The 15,134-nt window shown below is 62.8% G+C and carries 14 protein-coding genes; 7 read left to right on the top strand and 7 right to left on the bottom strand.

Annotation, left to right across the window (positions count from 1 at the left end):
• Positions 1-39 precede the first annotated feature (39 nt).
• Positions 40-924 (top strand): 3-hydroxyisobutyrate dehydrogenase, encoded by an 885-nt coding sequence (gene mmsB / locus EGJ27_RS23410; protein WP_125833113.1) that lies wholly within the window; start codon positions 40-42, stop codon positions 922-924.
• Positions 925-1,040: 116 nt separating this feature from the next.
• Positions 1,041-3,011, top strand: a complete 1,971-nt coding sequence (locus EGJ27_RS23405; protein ID WP_125833112.1) for a TonB-dependent receptor domain-containing protein — start codon at positions 1,041-1,043, stop codon at positions 3,009-3,011.
• Positions 3,012-3,257: 246 nt separating this feature from the next.
• On the opposite strand, the gene EGJ27_RS23400 is transcribed toward EGJ27_RS23405, so the two are convergent.
• Together EGJ27_RS23400 and EGJ27_RS23395 are read right to left on the bottom strand one after the other, a co-directional pair.
• Positions 3,258-4,598 (bottom strand): HAMP domain-containing sensor histidine kinase, encoded by a 1,341-nt coding sequence (locus tag EGJ27_RS23400; protein WP_125833127.1) that lies wholly within the window; start codon positions 4,596-4,598, stop codon positions 3,258-3,260.
• A gap of 29 nt (positions 4,599-4,627) precedes the next feature.
• Positions 4,628-5,392 (bottom strand): response regulator, encoded by a 765-nt coding sequence (locus tag EGJ27_RS23395; protein ID WP_125833111.1) that lies wholly within the window; start codon positions 5,390-5,392, stop codon positions 4,628-4,630.
• A gap of 299 nt (positions 5,393-5,691) precedes the next feature.
• Here EGJ27_RS23395 and ggt point away from each other — a divergent pair, with 299 nt between their 5' ends.
• Entirely contained in the window at positions 5,692-7,419 is a 1,728-nt protein-coding gene (gene ggt / locus EGJ27_RS23390; protein ID WP_125833110.1) for a gamma-glutamyltransferase, read from the top strand.
• 45 nt (positions 7,420-7,464) lie between these two features.
• Here ggt and phnE read toward each other — a convergent pair whose 3' ends face one another.
• From phnE to EGJ27_RS23370, 4 genes are read right to left on the bottom strand one after another with little or no spacing between them, the layout of a single operon-like run.
• Positions 7,465-8,232 (bottom strand): phosphonate ABC transporter, permease protein PhnE, encoded by a 768-nt coding sequence (phnE, locus tag EGJ27_RS23385; protein WP_125833109.1) that lies wholly within the window; start codon positions 8,230-8,232, stop codon positions 7,465-7,467.
• The gene (locus EGJ27_RS23380) at positions 8,229-9,056 is read right to left on the bottom strand and encodes an ABC transporter permease (RefSeq protein WP_125833108.1); all 828 of its coding nucleotides are present in this window, start codon (positions 9,054-9,056) and stop codon (positions 8,229-8,231) included. Before EGJ27_RS23380 ends, phnE begins: the two co-directional genes overlap by 4 nt.
• Positions 9,050-9,847 (bottom strand): phosphonate ABC transporter ATP-binding protein, encoded by a 798-nt coding sequence (locus tag EGJ27_RS23375; protein WP_125833107.1) that lies wholly within the window; start codon positions 9,845-9,847, stop codon positions 9,050-9,052. The genes EGJ27_RS23380 and EGJ27_RS23375 overlap by 7 nt, the downstream gene beginning before the upstream one ends.
• The gene (locus EGJ27_RS23370) at positions 9,844-10,695 is read right to left on the bottom strand and encodes a putative selenate ABC transporter substrate-binding protein (RefSeq protein WP_125833106.1); all 852 of its coding nucleotides are present in this window, start codon (positions 10,693-10,695) and stop codon (positions 9,844-9,846) included. Before EGJ27_RS23370 ends, EGJ27_RS23375 begins: the two co-directional genes overlap by 4 nt.
• Before the next feature lie 310 nt (positions 10,696-11,005).
• Between EGJ27_RS23370 and selD the strand changes: the two genes are divergently transcribed.
• Genes selD through EGJ27_RS23355 form a run of 3 tightly spaced genes read left to right on the top strand, consistent with a single transcriptional unit; the run spans position 11,006 to position 13,942 of the window.
• Complete coding sequence (gene selD / locus EGJ27_RS23365) at positions 11,006-12,040, top strand: selenide, water dikinase SelD (RefSeq protein ID WP_125833105.1); 1,035 nt, start codon at positions 11,006-11,008, stop codon at positions 12,038-12,040.
• Positions 12,040-13,137: a tRNA 2-selenouridine(34) synthase MnmH gene (mnmH, locus tag EGJ27_RS23360; RefSeq protein WP_125833104.1), complete on the top strand. Its 1,098-nt coding sequence runs from the start codon at positions 12,040-12,042 to the stop codon at positions 13,135-13,137. The genes selD and mnmH overlap by 1 nt, the downstream gene beginning before the upstream one ends.
• Before the next feature lie 40 nt (positions 13,138-13,177).
• Positions 13,178-13,942, top strand: coding sequence for a sulfite exporter TauE/SafE family protein (locus tag EGJ27_RS23355; RefSeq protein WP_125833103.1), 765 nt, complete (start codon positions 13,178-13,180; stop codon positions 13,940-13,942).
• Here the strand turns inward: EGJ27_RS23355 and EGJ27_RS23350 are convergent.
• A complete protein-coding gene (locus EGJ27_RS23350) occupies positions 13,929-14,231 on the bottom strand; it encodes a putative quinol monooxygenase (RefSeq protein ID WP_125833102.1) in 303 nt (100 codons plus the stop codon). The genes EGJ27_RS23355 and EGJ27_RS23350 overlap by 14 nt on opposite strands.
• A 184-nt stretch (positions 14,232-14,415) precedes the next feature.
• Between EGJ27_RS23350 and EGJ27_RS23345 the strand changes: the two genes are divergently transcribed.
• Positions 14,416-15,000 (top strand): NAD(P)H-dependent oxidoreductase, encoded by a 585-nt coding sequence (locus tag EGJ27_RS23345; RefSeq protein ID WP_125833101.1) that lies wholly within the window; start codon positions 14,416-14,418, stop codon positions 14,998-15,000.
• The last annotated feature ends 134 nt before the right edge of the window (positions 15,001-15,134 follow it).

Here is a 15,134-nt window from a genome sequence, read left to right as displayed (position 1 = left end):
CGCCGGACATCCGGCACCGCATCGACAGAGAGCATGACCATGAAAATCGCATTCATCGGCCTGGGCAACATGGGCGCACCCATGGCCCGCAACCTGATCAAGGCCGGGCATCGCCTGCAACTGTTCGACCTCAACAAGGATGTATTGGCGGAGCTTGCCGGGTTGGGCGCAACGGTCAGCGAATCACCCAGGCATGCCGCTCAAGGCAGCGAGCTGGTGATCACCATGCTGCCCGCCGCCCAGCATGTGCGCAGTGTCTATCTCGGCGAAGACGGCGTCCTGGCGGGCATCGCCCGCGGTGTGCCGGCGGTGGATTGCAGCACCATCGACCCACAAACCATCCGCGACATCTCGTCGCTGGCGGCGCAACAGGGCGTGATGCTCGGCGATGCGCCCGTGTCCGGCGGAACCGGCGGCGCCCAGGCCGCAACCCTGACGTTCATGGTCGGTGCCGCACCGGAACTGTTCGAACAGCTCAAGCCGATCCTGGGGCAGATGGGGCGCAATATCGTGCACTGCGGGGAAGTCGGGACCGGCCAGATCGCCAAGATCTGCAACAACATGCTGCTGGCGATTTCCATGATCGGCGTGTCCGAAGCCATGGCGCTGGGAAATGCGCTGGGGATCGACACCGAAGTGCTGGCCGGCGTCATCAATACCTCCACCGGTCGCTGCTGGAGTTCTGAAGCTTATAACCCATGGCCGGGCATCGTCGAAACCGCACCGGCTTCGCGCGGCTACACCGGAGGCTTCGGCGCCGAGCTGATGCTCAAGGATCTGGGCCTGGCCACTGACGCGGCGCGCGCTGCACGGCAGCCGGTGATCATGGGGGCGCTCGCGCACCAGTTGTATCAGGCCATGAGCCTGCGCGGCGAAGGCGGCAAGGATTTCTCGGCCATCGTCGAGGGTTATCGCCGCAAGTGATAGCGTCGGGCGTGACAACGATGGGCGGGATGAGTGCCGACCTGTCACATCTTGTCCAACCTTCGCGAATGTAGATGCTTACGATTCTCTTTTGCTTTGAATCGTAAGGATGTTTCATGCACTCTGCTCTCCGTTTGCGGCCCACCGCAGTGATGGTCAAACTTGCGCTGGCGTGCCTGGTGTCCGGCCAGGTACAGGCTGCCGAAAACGTCGTTGAAACGGCCAATGTCTTGTCGATCGAAGACGTGGTGGTGACCGCTGCCGGTTACGAGCAGAATCTGGAAGACGCGCCGGCGTCGATCACCGTCATCACCGGTGACGAGCTACGCAAAAAATCCTTCCGCGACCTGACGGACGCCGTGCGCGATGTTGAAGGCGTCACCGTCAACGGCGGTGCCAACGAAACCGACATTTCAATCCGCGGCATGCCGGCCGACTACACCCTGATCCTGGTCGACGGCAAACGCCAGAGCGCTCGCGAATCGCGGGTCAACGGTAACAGCGGCTACGAGCAGAGCTTCATTCCACCGGCCGAGGCCATCGAGCGCATCGAGGTCGTGCGCGGCCCGATGTCGTCCCTCTACGGCTCAGATGCCATCGGCGGCGTGATCAACATCATTACCCGCAAGGTGACTTCGGAGTGGGGCGGTTCGGTCACTTACGATTACTCGGCGCGTCAGCATAGCGACCAAGGCAACGCACGGCAGTCGCAGTTCTACCTCAGCGGTCCGCTCAAGGAAGATTGGCTGGGCTTGCAGGTCTGGGGCCGCTATCTGGATCGTCAGGCGGACGATGATGTCGAGCTGACCAATGGCTACAGTAAGGCCGACCACCGCGACTTCACTGCGCGCCTGGCTTTCACGCCGACGCCGGACCACGACATCCTGCTGGAAGGTGGCGCCCAGCGTCTGAAAAACGGCGACGGGCTGAGCGCCAACTGGGCGACCCGCGAGCAGGAAAACAACCGCGATCACTGGTCGCTTTCCCACCAGGGCCGTTGGGGCTGGGCGACCTCCGATGTGTCGCTGGCGTACGAAAAATCCAGCCGTGAAGGCAAGGCCAGCGCAGACCAGACCGATATTCTGGGTCGCAAACCGACGGTCGAGAACACGGTATTCGATGCCAAGCTGGTGATGCCGACGGAACGCAACATCACCACCGCCGGGCTGCAATGGAACGACACCACCGTTACCGACTGGAACCAGGGTCTGGGAGATCGCAAGGACTATGAATTCTCGGTGGTGCAGAAAGCGCTGTTCGCCGAGAACGAGTGGTCGGTGACCGACAGCTTCTCGCTGACCACCGGCCTGCGCATGGACCATCACGAAGAATACGGCGTGCATTTCAGCCCGCGGGTCTATGGCGTGTGGCGTGCAACCGATGACTGGACCTTCAAGGGCGGCGTGGCCCGTGGCTTCAAGGCGCCGGAGCTGCGCGCGGTAGTGCCGGACTATTCCTACCTGCGTCGTAACCGCTACGTGATGTTCGGCAACCCGGACCTCAAGCCGGAAACCAGCACCAACTACGAGCTGTCAGCGTTGTGGTCCAACCGTAATGACCTGTCGGCCGGCGCGACAGTGTTCTACAACGACTTCCAGGACAAGTTGTCGACCGTGACCACTGACCAGACCTGGAACGGCTACGTCATCATGGACCGCGTCAACGTCGACAAGGCCGTGATTCAGGGTGTGGAAGTCAATGGACGATGGGAAATCACCCCGGTGATCGCGCTCAAAGGCAACTACACCTACACCGATTCGGAGCAGAAGAGCGGCGCCAACGCCGGTGCTCCGCTGGCGCTGACCCCTAAATCGAAAGCCAACGTGCGTGCCGAGTGGCAACTCAACGACCGCGCGCAGTTGTGGGCGGCGACCCATTATTACGGCAAGGAATACGGCACGACCCTCAGCGGCGAGCCGGCACCGGCCTACACCACGGCAGACTTCGGCGGCTCGTATGAACTGACCCGCAACATCTCGCTGAATGCCGCGCTGTACAACCTGACCGACAAACGCCTGGACGATGAAACCTACGGCACCGTCAACTACGGCCGCACGTTGTGGGCGAGTACGACAGTGCGGTTCTGATCAACGTTTCGACTGGCCACAACCCTGTGGGGAGTTGTCCGCGAAAGGGCCGGTACAACCGCTGCTTATTCGTCGTCTATACCGCCGCCTTCGCGGACAAGTCCGCTCCTACAGCATCTGCACGATTGAGCTGCGCCCCAAATTTTGTAGGAGCCAGCTTGCTGGCGATTAGGTTGGTACATCCATTACAGGTTTATAGCCTGGAATGCCGCCGTCGCGGACAAGCGCTACGGAGGTCGTGGGGCGTTATGGATGGGCGGCAGGCAATCGGACGATTGCGCATAACCCGGCCGGTGGGCGGTTTTCCAGAATCAGTTCGCCGCCGTGGGCCTGGACGCAGGAGCGGGCGATGGCCAGGCCAAGGCCCAGGCCGCCGCCCTGAGTGGTTTTCGTGCCGTTCTGGCTCAGTTGCACGAACGGCTCGAACACCTGCGCCAGCCACGTAGGTTCGATGCCTGGGCCGTGGTCGAGCACTTCGATCCGGATATCGCCCGTGGCCTCGATACGTAAAGCCACAGTGGCATCCCCCGCATGACACAGCGCATTGTCGATGAGGTTGGTCAGGACCCGTTTCAGTGCCAGTGGCCGGCATCGGCAGTGGATGTCATCCCCACGCTGCCAGCCGATGGGTTTACCCATGGTCGCGTAGCGCTTGGCAAGGTCGTCGAGCATCGCCGTCAGCGAGACATCCGCCGTCGCTTCCTGCACTGCATCCCCGCGCACGAAGTTCAGCGTTTCCCGGACCATGGCCCGTAGTTCGTCGAGGCTTTCCAGCATGTCGTCGCGTTCCGGGCTGTCTTGCAGCAGTTCCATTTGCAAGCGCAGTTCAGTGATGGGCGTGTTCAGGTCATGGCTGATTGCAGCCAGCATCCGCGTGCGGCCTTCGATATGTCGAGCGATGCGCTCCTGCATCACGTTGAAGGCAGTGGTCAGGTCTCGTGCTTCCTGCGGACCGGACAGCGGCAGCGGCGCAATCCATTCACCCCGGCTGACCCGTTCGGTGGCGTGCGCCAGGGTCCTGACCGGCTGCACCACGCGGCGCATGAAGAAAATCACGATCAGCAGCACGGGAATGGTCGTCACCGGCAAGGTATAGGCCAGCATGCGGCCCCATTCGTAACCGCCTGCCGGATGCTGGATCGCGTTGAGGTATTCGCCATTGCCCAACTCGATGCTGGTGCGCAGCTTCAGGGGTGCCCAACCGGCGGCGACGAACACATGCTCACGGGCCGGGCCGCCGCTGATGCGTTCCAGTTGCATGCCGATCACGGTTGCCACCGGCAACTTCACACGCTTGCGCAGATCGCTCACCAGTCGCAGTTCTTCGGCGCGCATGTCGATGTTCTCGGCAGCCGCTTCGGTGCCGACCCAGAAGTGCGAATCCGGCGTCTGCATCGATGCCAGCAACCTCGACGCATCTCGCGCGGAAAGCCCCTGCGCCGCGTGCCAGGCGGTAATCAGCCTTTCCACCGCCAGCGTCCGAGACAGCGGATGGATCAGCGCGCCGGTGCGTTGCAGATACAACATGGCAATGGCATTGGAAGCCAGTAGCGCCAGAAGCAGCAACACGCCCAGTTGCTGGGTCATGCGCGTCGGCCACAGGCGTCTGAAAAACGTCATGAAGCCTGCGGCACCACACTGGCGGCCAGCATGTAGCCGCCGCCCCAGATGGTGCGCAACAGTTCCGGATCCAGCGGATTGTCGTCGAGCTTGCGCCGCAGGCGGCTGATCTGCCGGTCGATGGCGCGGTCGAAAACCTCGCTGCCGGGCCGTGCGGTCAGGTCGATCAGGCGCTGGCGGTCGAGCACGGTATTGGGATGGTCCAGCAGCACGCCCAGCAGACGGCTTTCCACCGTGCTGAGTCGAACCGCCGAGCCGTCGCGGCGGATCAGCGTTCCGCTGGCGGCCGAGAAGCTGAAACCGGAAAATTCATAGCACTGGGTGATCGTAGTCCGGGCGCAAACAGGCGCGCTGGACGTCGGCTGCTGCGAACTCCGTCGGCGCAGTACGCTGTTGATACGCGCCACCAGCTCGCGAGGCTCGAACGGTTTGGTCACGTAGTCGTCGGCGCCGAGATCCAGGCCACGCACCCGGTCGGCGCAGGTGTCGCGGGCGGTCAGCAGGATCACCGGCAGGTTATTGCGCCGATGCAACCGGCTGCACAACTCGAAACCGTCGCCATCGGGCAGGGTGACGTCCAGCACCACCGCGTCGAAGTTCTGCTGCCCGAGCAGCTGCCACATGCCCGCCGCGTCTTCCGCCGTGCGCACATCGAACAGATGGCGGCGAAGATAGACGGCCAAAGGATCACGAATCTTGCGGTGATCGTCGACCACCAGAATGCGCGGGGCCGGTGTGGACGAGGGTAAAGCGGTGTTCATCGAGTGTCCTGCAAAACCAATGGAGCAAAACCATCAGCGTAAGAGTTGTAGAGGATGATTCTCATTTGGCTCGGCGATGGTATCCCATTTGCAAGCGTTGCGTCGCGACCTGGTAACCGGCTGGATACCGGAATTTTTCCGACATGCGCCGCTGACATTAGATAAACCACCCGCGACCCGCTACTTTGAAAGGGGTTCGGCCGCCGCATGGATGCACGGCGCACCTACGAACAGAGCCGTCAGCCATGGACGATTGCCTGGCACCCGCCTTTGCCCCTCAAGAAAAAGAAGAGATCACCATGAAGTTCGAGCCTTTCGCCAGATCGCTCATCGCGACGGCATTCATCCTGATTCATGTCCCCGCTCATGCCGCTTCCCAGGCACCGGTTGCCGCTGAAAATGGCATGGTCGTCAGCGCCCAGCACCTCGCGACCCGTGTGGGCGTGGACGTACTCAAGGACGGCGGCAATGCGGTAGATGCCGCTGTCGCCGTCGGCTACGCGCTGGCAGTGGTTTACCCGGCCGCCGGCAATCTCGGTGGTGGCGGATTCATGACCGTGCAGCTGGCGGACGGTCGCAAGACCTTCCTCGACTTCCGCGAAAAAGCGCCGCTGGCGGCCACCGCCGACATGTACCTGGACAAACAGGGCAACGTGGTGCCGGACCTGAGCGCCGTCGGCCATCTGGCGGTCGGCGTGCCGGGTACCGTGTCGGGCATGGAAATGGCCCGCGCAAAATACGGCACCTTCAAGCGGGAGGACCTGATCGCACCGGCCATCAAACTGGCCGAAGACGGGTTCGTGCTGGAGCAGGGCGATATCGACCTGTTGTCCACCGCCACGGACGTGTTCAAGGCCGATATGGCCGACTCCGGCGCGATCTTCCTGCATCAGGGCGAGGCCATGCAGGTCGGCCAGAAACTGGTGCAGAAAGACCTGGCCAAAACCCTGCGCGAGATTTCCGGCAAGGGCAACGACGGCTTCTACAAAGGCTGGGTCGCCAAGGCGCTGGTGGATTCCAGCCAGGCGGGCAAAGGCATCATCACCCAGGCCGATCTGGACAACTACAAGACCCGCGAACTGGCACCGGTCGAATGCGACTATCGCGGCTACCACGTGGTCTCGGCGCCGCCACCCAGCTCCGGCGGTGTGGTGATCTGCCAGATTCTCAACATTCTGGAAGGCTACCCGATGAAAGAGCTGGGCTTCCGTTCGGCCCAGGGCATGCATTACCAGATCGAAGCCATGCGCCATGCCTATGTGGACCGCAACAGCTATCTGGGCGACCCGGATTTCGTCAAGAACCCGGTCGAGCACCTGCTGGACCGCAACTATGCGGCCAAGCTGCGCGCCGCCATCGAGCCACAGAAGGCAGGCGATTCCAACGCCATCAAACCGGGCGTCGCGCCTCATGAAGGCAACAACACTACCCATTACTCCATCGTCGACAAGTGGGGCAACGCGGTCTCCGTGACCTACACCCTCAACAACTGGTTCGGCGCAGGCGTCATGGCCAGCAAGACCGGCGTGCTGCTCAACGATGAAATGGACGACTTCACGGTGAAAGTCGGCGTACCCAACATGTACGGTCTGGTGCAGGGCGAAGCCAATGCCATCGCACCCGGCAAGACGCCGTTGTCGTCCATGAGCCCGACCATCGTCACCAAGGACGGCAAGACCGTAATGGTGGTCGGCACGCCAGGCGGCAGCCGGATCATTACCGCGACCTTGCTGACCATGCTCAATGTGATCGATTACGGCATGAACATTCAGGAAGCGGTCGATGCACCACGCTTCCATCAACAATGGCAGCCGCAAGAGACCAATATCGACACCTTCGCCGTGAGCCCCGACACCCTGAAGATCCTGGAAAGCTGGGGCCACAAGTTCGCCGGTCCGCAACCGCTCAATCATGTCGCGGCGATTCTGGTGGGCGCGCCGTCACTGGGCGGCGAGCCGGTCGGCAAGAACCGCTTCTACGGCGCCAACGACCCGCGCCGCAACACCGGGCTTTCCCTGGGCTACTGAGGGCGTTTGAATCAGCGCCGCTGCGGCTTGTACCGAGCGGCGGCGCTAGCTTCGCACCCAGCGCTGGCGGCTCCAGCCGCTGAGCGCGTCCACCGCGAACACCAGCACCAGCATGGCCAGAATCACCGTGCTTGCCTGGGCTTCCTGGAACAGGCTGAGGTTGACGTAGAGCATCTGCCCCAGACCGCCCGCGCCGACCAGGCCGAGAATACTCGCCATGCGAATGTTGTTTTCCCAGCGGTACAGGGTGTACGCCAGCAACTGCGGCCACAGATTGGGCAGCGTGCCGTAACAGAATGCCTGCCAGGCACTGCCGCCTTGCAGGCGGATCGCGGCGGCGGGCTGCGGCGGGGTGTTTTCCAGCGCTTCGGCAAACAGCCGGCCCAGCACGCCGGTGGTGTGCAGCGCCAACGCCAGGGTTCCGGCATTGGGTCCGAGTCCGGCCGCCAACACCATCAACACCGCCCAGACCAGTTCGGGAATTGCGCGCAACGCATTGAGCAACAGGCGACTGGTGCTGCGCAGCGGCCAACCCAGGCGACCGGCCGCGGGCAAGGCCAGCAGCAGACCGAAAATTGCCGCCAGCAACGTGCCCAGCGCCGACATCGCCAGAGTCTCCAGCGCGCCGTGGCTGATAGCGAACAGATGCTCGCGGCTCACGTCCGGACTCATGAAGCGCAGCGCGTAACTGCCCATCTGTCCCAGGCTGTCAGGACTGCTTATCGCGACGAGGTCCAAGCCCAGATAGATGAACGAGCCAACGACGGCCGCAATGATCGCCAGCACCAGCAGCAGGTTGCCTGCGCGTCTCATGTGAACCTCCCGCGCAAAAGACGACTGAGCTGATCAGCCAGCAGCACCAGAACCAGAAAGGTCAGCAGCATGCTGGCCACTTCGGCACCGGCGAACATGCGCATCGACAGGTCGATCTGTTGCCCAAGCCCACCGGCCCCGACGAAGCCCATCACCACCGACGCGCGCACGGCGCATTCCCAGCGGTAAACCGTGTAGGACGTCAGCTCGGCCCCAGCGCTGGGCAGGATGCCGTAGACCAGCGCGGCGATCCGACCACTGCCGGCCTGCATCAACGCGTGGGCCGGGCGTTGGTCGACGGACTCATAAATCTCGGCGTAGACCTTGCCGAGCATGCCCGCGTAGGTAATCGCAATCGCCAGTACGCCCGCTGTAGGCCCCAACCCCACTGCACGCACGAACAACAAGGCCCAGACGATTTCCGGCACGCTGCGCAGGAAAATCAGCAACCCGCGCACCGGCCAGCGCACGCACTGGCCCAGCCAACCGGGGCGACCATTGCGTGAAGCGGCGGACAGCGACAGCGCGCGGCTGGCCAGCAGACTCATCGGCACGGCCAGCACCAGCGCCAGTGCCATGCCCGCCGTAGCGATAGCCAAGGTTTGCAGCGTGGCGTCGAGCAGCAGGTCGAGGAAGTCGGCCGAATGCGCAGGCGGCCAGAAATCAGCAAGAAAATGGCCCATGGAGCGGGTGTTTTCCGGCTGCAATAGCACCAGCGGATTCAGCTCGGCGAGGCGGATGCCGGGCCACAGCAACAGGATCGCCAGTAGCGCCAGCAGCAGGCGCGGTACGGCAGCGGGGTCACGACGATCACGGCTCAGCATCGCGGCGCCGTAAGGATGACGGGCGCGGCGGCGCTCGGGCGCTGGCTCAGCTGCGCGTTGGCATACAGGGTATCCAGATGCCGGGTTTCGACAGCGCCGGCGGGCAGGTCGAAATGGATTCGTCCGTCGCGCACGCCGATGATCCGCGGGAAATGAGCCAGGGCCAGGTCCACCGCGTGCAGGCTGGCGATCAGCGTCACGTTGTGCGTGACGGCGTGCTCGCACAGCAGCGCCAGGGTGTGGTCCGCCAGACGAGGGTCCATGGCCGATACCGGCTCGTCGGCCAGCAACAATTCCGCTGCCTGATACAGCGCACGCGCAATGCCGACGCGTTGCAGCTGGCCGCCGGACAGTTGCTGGCAGCGATCAAACAGCTTGTCGGCCAGATCCAGTCGGGCGAGAACCGCACGTGCGCCGGGAACGTCCAGCGGATGCAGCAGGTTCAGCAGGCTTTTACCCAATCCCCACTGGCCGAGCTTGCCGGCCAGCACCGCAGTGACCACCCGCTGGCGCGGCGGCAGCGGTGGCGCCTGATGAATCAGTGCAATGCGGCTGCGCAAGCGCTGGCGCTGGCGACTGGAAAGCTGCCACGGGTTGGCGCCCAGCACGTTCAGTTGCCCGGCGCTGGGCGGCAAGGCGCTGGCCAGCAGGTTGAGCAGGGTGGTCTTGCCCGCGCCGGACGGGCCGATGATCGCCACCCGCTCGCCCTTTGCGATGTCCAGCTGCACGCCTTGCAGCGCAAGTGTGCCGTTACTGTGGCGAAGGTCTATCCCGGATAGACGCAGCGTCATTTCAGCAGGTCGGCAGCGCGGGCGGCCTCTTCGATGCCCTTGTAGTTTTCAGGCCTGGTTTCGATGAAACGGCTGGCAGCCTGCAGATCGAGGATCGCCTTTTGCTCAGGCTTGGCCGGGTCCAGATCCAGGAACGCCTGCTTGATCTTCTGCGCCAGCGCCGGGTCGAGGGTGCCGCGCACGGTCCAGTTGTAATCGAAGTAGGTGGGCGTGGTGGCGAAGACTTTGACCTTGTCAGTGTCGACCTTACCGCTGGCGACCAGTTTGTCCCACACGCTGGCGTTCAGCACACCGGCATCGACCTTGCCGGCCTGAACCCAGGCGGCGGTGGCGTCGTGGGCGCCGGAATAGGCGACGCGGCTGAAATAGGTCTCAGGCTTGATGTTGTCCTTGAGCATGAAGAAGCGCGGCATCAGGCTGCCGGACGTCGACGACACCGAGCCGAAGGCGAACGTCTTGCCCTTGAGGTCGGCCAGGGATTTCACGCTGGGGTCGGACGTGATGAATTTGCTGGTGAATTGCGCATCCTGCTCACGCTGAACCAGCGGCAGTGCATTGCCGGTCTTGAGGTTGACCTGGACGAAGGTGAAACCGCCCAGCCAGGCCATGTCCAGACGGTCGGTCGCCAGGGCTTCGACAACGGCCGGATAGTCGGCCACCGGAACGAACTCCACCTTCATGCCCAGGCGCTCTTCCAGATACGCGCCCAATGGCTTGAACTTGCGCAGCAGTTCGGTTGGCGCTTCATCGGGAATGGCCGAGACCCGCAATGTGTCAGCGGCGTGGCTGGTCAGAGCGGAAAAAGACAGGGCAAGGCCGGCGGCCAGCGCGAGGGTACGCTTGAACATGGGAGTTCTCCGGTTAAATGGCGGAAAAAACGGAAGGACAGAGCGCCAGACGACGCTTTGCAGGAATTGCGGCGATTATAAGAACCGGTGCGAGAAAGGCCAGTTATCAAATGCTCGGTCTTCGTCGAAGAGTCTGTACGAGCGCGCTTGCCCGCGTTGAACTTCGTACATCCACGACCAATGTGCGGCCTGTAATGCCGCCGCCGCGAGCAGGCTTGCTCCTGCGGCGAACGGGGCAACGCGGTTTGCACTACCCCGACCGCACCCCCTAGACTCCACACCCTGTTTCCCAGTGTCCGAGAGTGTTGCGATGAGCGAGCCGATCCGTCTGACCCAATACAGCCACGGTGCCGGTTGTGGCTGCAAGATTTCGCCCAAAGTGCTGGACGTGATCCTCGCCGGCAGTGGCGCGCAGAACCTGGACCCCAAGCTCTGGGTCGGCAATGCGTCCCGCGACGACGCTGCGGTCTACGCCCTGGACGACGAGCGCGGTGTGGTGTCGACCACCGACTTTTTCATGCCCATCGTCGACGACCCTTACGACTTCGGGCGCATTGCCGCCACCAATGCCATCAGCGACATCTATGCGATGGGCGGCGACCCGCTGATGGCCATCGCCATTCTCGGCTGGCCGGTCAATGTGCTGCCACCGGAAGTGGCCCGCGAAGTGATTCGTGGCGGCCGTGCGGTGTGCGACGAAGCGGGCATTCCGCTGGCCGGCGGGCATTCCATCGATGCGCCGGAGCCGATCTTCGGCCTGGCGGTCACCGGCGTGGTGCAGAAAAAGCACATGAAACGCAATGACACCGCCCAGACCGGCTGCACGCTGTACCTGACCAAACCCCTGGGTATCGGCATCCTCACCACAGCGGAAAAGAAATCGAAACTGCGCGAGCAGGACATCGGCCTGGCCCGCGACTGGATGTGCACGCTGAACAAGCCCGGCAGCCGCTTCGGCAAGCTGGCGGGTGTTGCGGCCATGACTGACGTTACCGGCTTCGGCCTGCTCGGGCATCTGGTGGAAATGGCGGACGGCGCGGGCCTGACCGCGCGCCTGGACTACGCTGCCGTACCGCGCCTGCCGGGCGTCGATCATTACATCGCCGAGGGCTGCGTGCCCGGCGGCACGTTGCGCAACTTCGACAGCTACGGCGACAAGATCGCCGCCATCACCGATGCCCAGCGCGACTTGCTGTGCGACCCGCAGACCAGCGGCGGCTTGTTGATCGCCGTCAGCCCTGAAGGCGAAGCGGAGTTTCTGGCGGTGGCCGGCGAACTGGGCCTGCAGTTGAATGCCATCGGCACGCTGGTCGAGCGACAGAGCCACGCGGTCGAGGTGTTTTGATGGCTCGCAACACCACCGACTACCGCGCGCTGTTCCTCAACGACGTTCCGATGATGGACGCCCGCGCTCCGGTTGAATTCTCCAAAGGCGCTTTTCCCGGTGTGCTCAACCTGCCGCTGATGACCGACATCGAGCGGCAGAAGGTCGGCACTTGCTACAAACAGCACGGCCAGGAAGCCGCCATCAAGCTGGGCCACCAATTGGTGTCCGGCCAGACCAAGGCCGAGCGCATTGCCGCCTGGACGGCGTTCGCCAAGGCCCATCCCGACGGCTACCTGTATTGCTTCCGCGGCGGCCTGCGCTCGCAAACCGTGCAGCGTTGGCTGAAAGAAAGCGGCGTCGATTACCCGCTGGTGACCGGCGGCTACAAGGCCATGCGCACTTTCCTGCTGGACACGCTGCACGCGGCGGTCACCGAATGCGCGTTCGTGGTACTCGGCGGCATGACCGGCACCGGCAAGACCGAAGTGCTGGCGCAACTGCCCAATAGTCTGGATCTGGAAGGCATCGCCAATCATCGCGGGTCGAGTTTCGGCAAGCGCGCCACCGCCCAGCCGGCGCAGATCGATTTCGAGAATCGCCTGGCCATCGACATTCTCAAGAAGCGTGCGGCGGGCATCGAACAGTTCGTGCTGGAAGACGAAAGCCGTCTGGTCGGTAGCTGCAACGTGCCGCTGGAACTGCATCAAGGCATGCAGGATTATCCGATGGTGTGGCTGGAGGACAGTTTCGAGAACCGCGTCGAGCGCATCCTCAAGGATTACGTCGTGGACTTGTGCGCCGAGTTCATCGAAGCACGCGGCGGCGAGACCGGCTTTACCCTGTTCAGCGAGCGGCTGCTGCAAAGCCTCAACAATATTCACAAACGTCTGGGCGGCGAGCGGCATCAGCGTTTGCTGGCGATCATGCAGACGGCGCTTGAAGACCAACAGCGCAGCGGTGCGGTGGAGCTGCATCGCGGCTGGATCGAGGGCCTGCTCGGCGAATATTACGACCCGATGTACGCCTACCAGCGTGAGCACAAGGCATCGCGCATCGAGTTCGCCGGAACACAGGCGGAAGTCGTGGCCTACCTGAAACAACGCAACACCTTGTAGGGGCCAGAGTTTTAAAGCGATCCAGCCTCAGGATGACGGCATGCACGCGATCCTCGATTTCTACCAGACCCTCGGCTGGGCCTTGACGGCGCTGGTCATCGGTACGTTCCTGCTGGCCGGTACGGTCAAGGGCGTGATCGGCCTGGGCCTGCCCACGGTGGCAATGGGGTTGCTGGGCCTGGCGATGCTGCCGGCGCAGGCCGCCGCGCTGCTCATCATTCCGTCGACTTTCACCAACGTATGGCAACTGGCGACCGGCGGGCATTTGCGTGCCTTGCTGGCGCGACTGTGGCCCATGCTCACGATGGTATTCATCGGTACCTGCGCAGGTTCGCTGTGGCTGGGCATGAGTGGCGGGCATTGGGTGACGCGCGCGCTGGGCGCCGCCTTGTTTCTCTATGCGTTGAGCGGGTTGTTCCTGCCGACGCTGAAAATCCCGGCCCGAGCGCAGCAGTGGATGGGGCCGCTATGTGGCCTGATCACCGGGTTGATTACCTCGGCGACGGGCGTGTTCGTGATTCCGGCCGTGCCGTATCTGCAGGCATTGGGCCTTGAGCGCGATCAACTGGTGCAGTCGCTCGGTCTGTCATTCACCGTCTCGACGCTGGCACTGGCCTTGGGGCTGATGTGGACCGGCGCATTGGGCGGCGGCGAACTGGGCGCTTCGATGTTGGCGCTGATTCCGGCGCTGCTGGGCATGATGCTTGGCCAGTGGCTGCGGCAGCGGATCAGCGCCGTGGTGTTCAAGCGCGTGTTCTTTATCGGCATGGGCGCGCTCGGATTGCATCTGCTTATCGCGGGCTGATCGTGTCCACTCGATGAAACTCGAAGTCCCGGACCAGATACTCCATGCGCTTGCCGGCGAACTCCGCCATGTGCGGCAAGGCCGAATGCACGTCGAGATGCGCCTGGGATTCCCAGATCTCGTAGAAGATGAACAGCGTCGGATCCTGCCGGTCCCGCAACATGTGGTACTCGATACAGCCTGGCTCCAGACGGCTGGCAGCCACGTGGGCGGCAAAGAACGCTTCGAACTCCGCCGATTTTTCCGGACGCGTGTAAGCGTGAATGATGAAGCCTAGCTGTTCGCTCATGAGTCTCTCCTGAAATGACGGGTGCCATTCTAAGTCAACAATGGCCAGGTGATTCGTGAGCCTGAGACAAATGTAATTTGCCGAAGTCATTCTTTTTCATAAGCCGATACCTCTTTATTCTGCGGCCCATCAGTTAATGACCTTCGCCCTCGCTGCAAAAGGGGCGAACATCGAGAGGCTTGCAATGAAAAAGATACTGTTCCTCAACGGCGGCAAACAATTCGCCCACTCCGACGGCCGCTACAACGCGACGCTGCACGAAGCGGGCGTGGCCTTCATGGATCACGCGGGTTTTGATGTGAAGGAAACTTTCATCGATGGCGGTTACGACGTCGCCGAGGAAGTGCAGAAGTTTCTGTGGGCCGATGTGATTGTCTGGCAAATGCCCGGCTGGTGGATGGGCGCGCCGTGGACGGTGAAGAAGTACATCGACGAGGTGTTCACCGAAGGTCACGGCAGCCTGTACGCCAACGATGGCCGCACTCGTTCCGACGCTTCGCAGAAATACGGCAGCGGCGGTTTGCTGCACGGCAAGCAATACATGATTTCCGCCACCTGGAATGCGCCGCAGCAAGCTTTTGATGACCCAACCGACTTCTTCGAAGCCAAGGGTGTGGACGCCGTGTACTTCCCGTTCCACAAGGCCAACCAGTTCCTGGGCATGACCAGCCTGCCGACGTTCCTGGCAGTGGACGTGATGAAAGTGCCCAACGTCGAGCACGACGTGAAGCGCTACGAAGCGCATTTGGCGAAAGTCTTCGCTGTTTAAGGAAGGCCGAACTGTAGAAGCCAGGCTGCTGGCGAAGAGGTCGGTTCAGTCGCATGGTTTCTCAATCGCCAGCGCAGGACTGTGGGAGGGAGCCTGCTCGCGACGACGACATATCTGCCGCTGCAAGAGTGACT

Source organism: Pseudomonas sp. v388, from assembly GCF_003935425.1.
In the GTDB taxonomy this organism is placed as follows: Bacteria; Pseudomonadota; Gammaproteobacteria; order Pseudomonadales; family Pseudomonadaceae; genus Aquipseudomonas.
The sequence above is the reverse complement of the archived record's forward strand: the minus strand, read 5'-3'. Positions and strand labels throughout refer to the sequence as shown.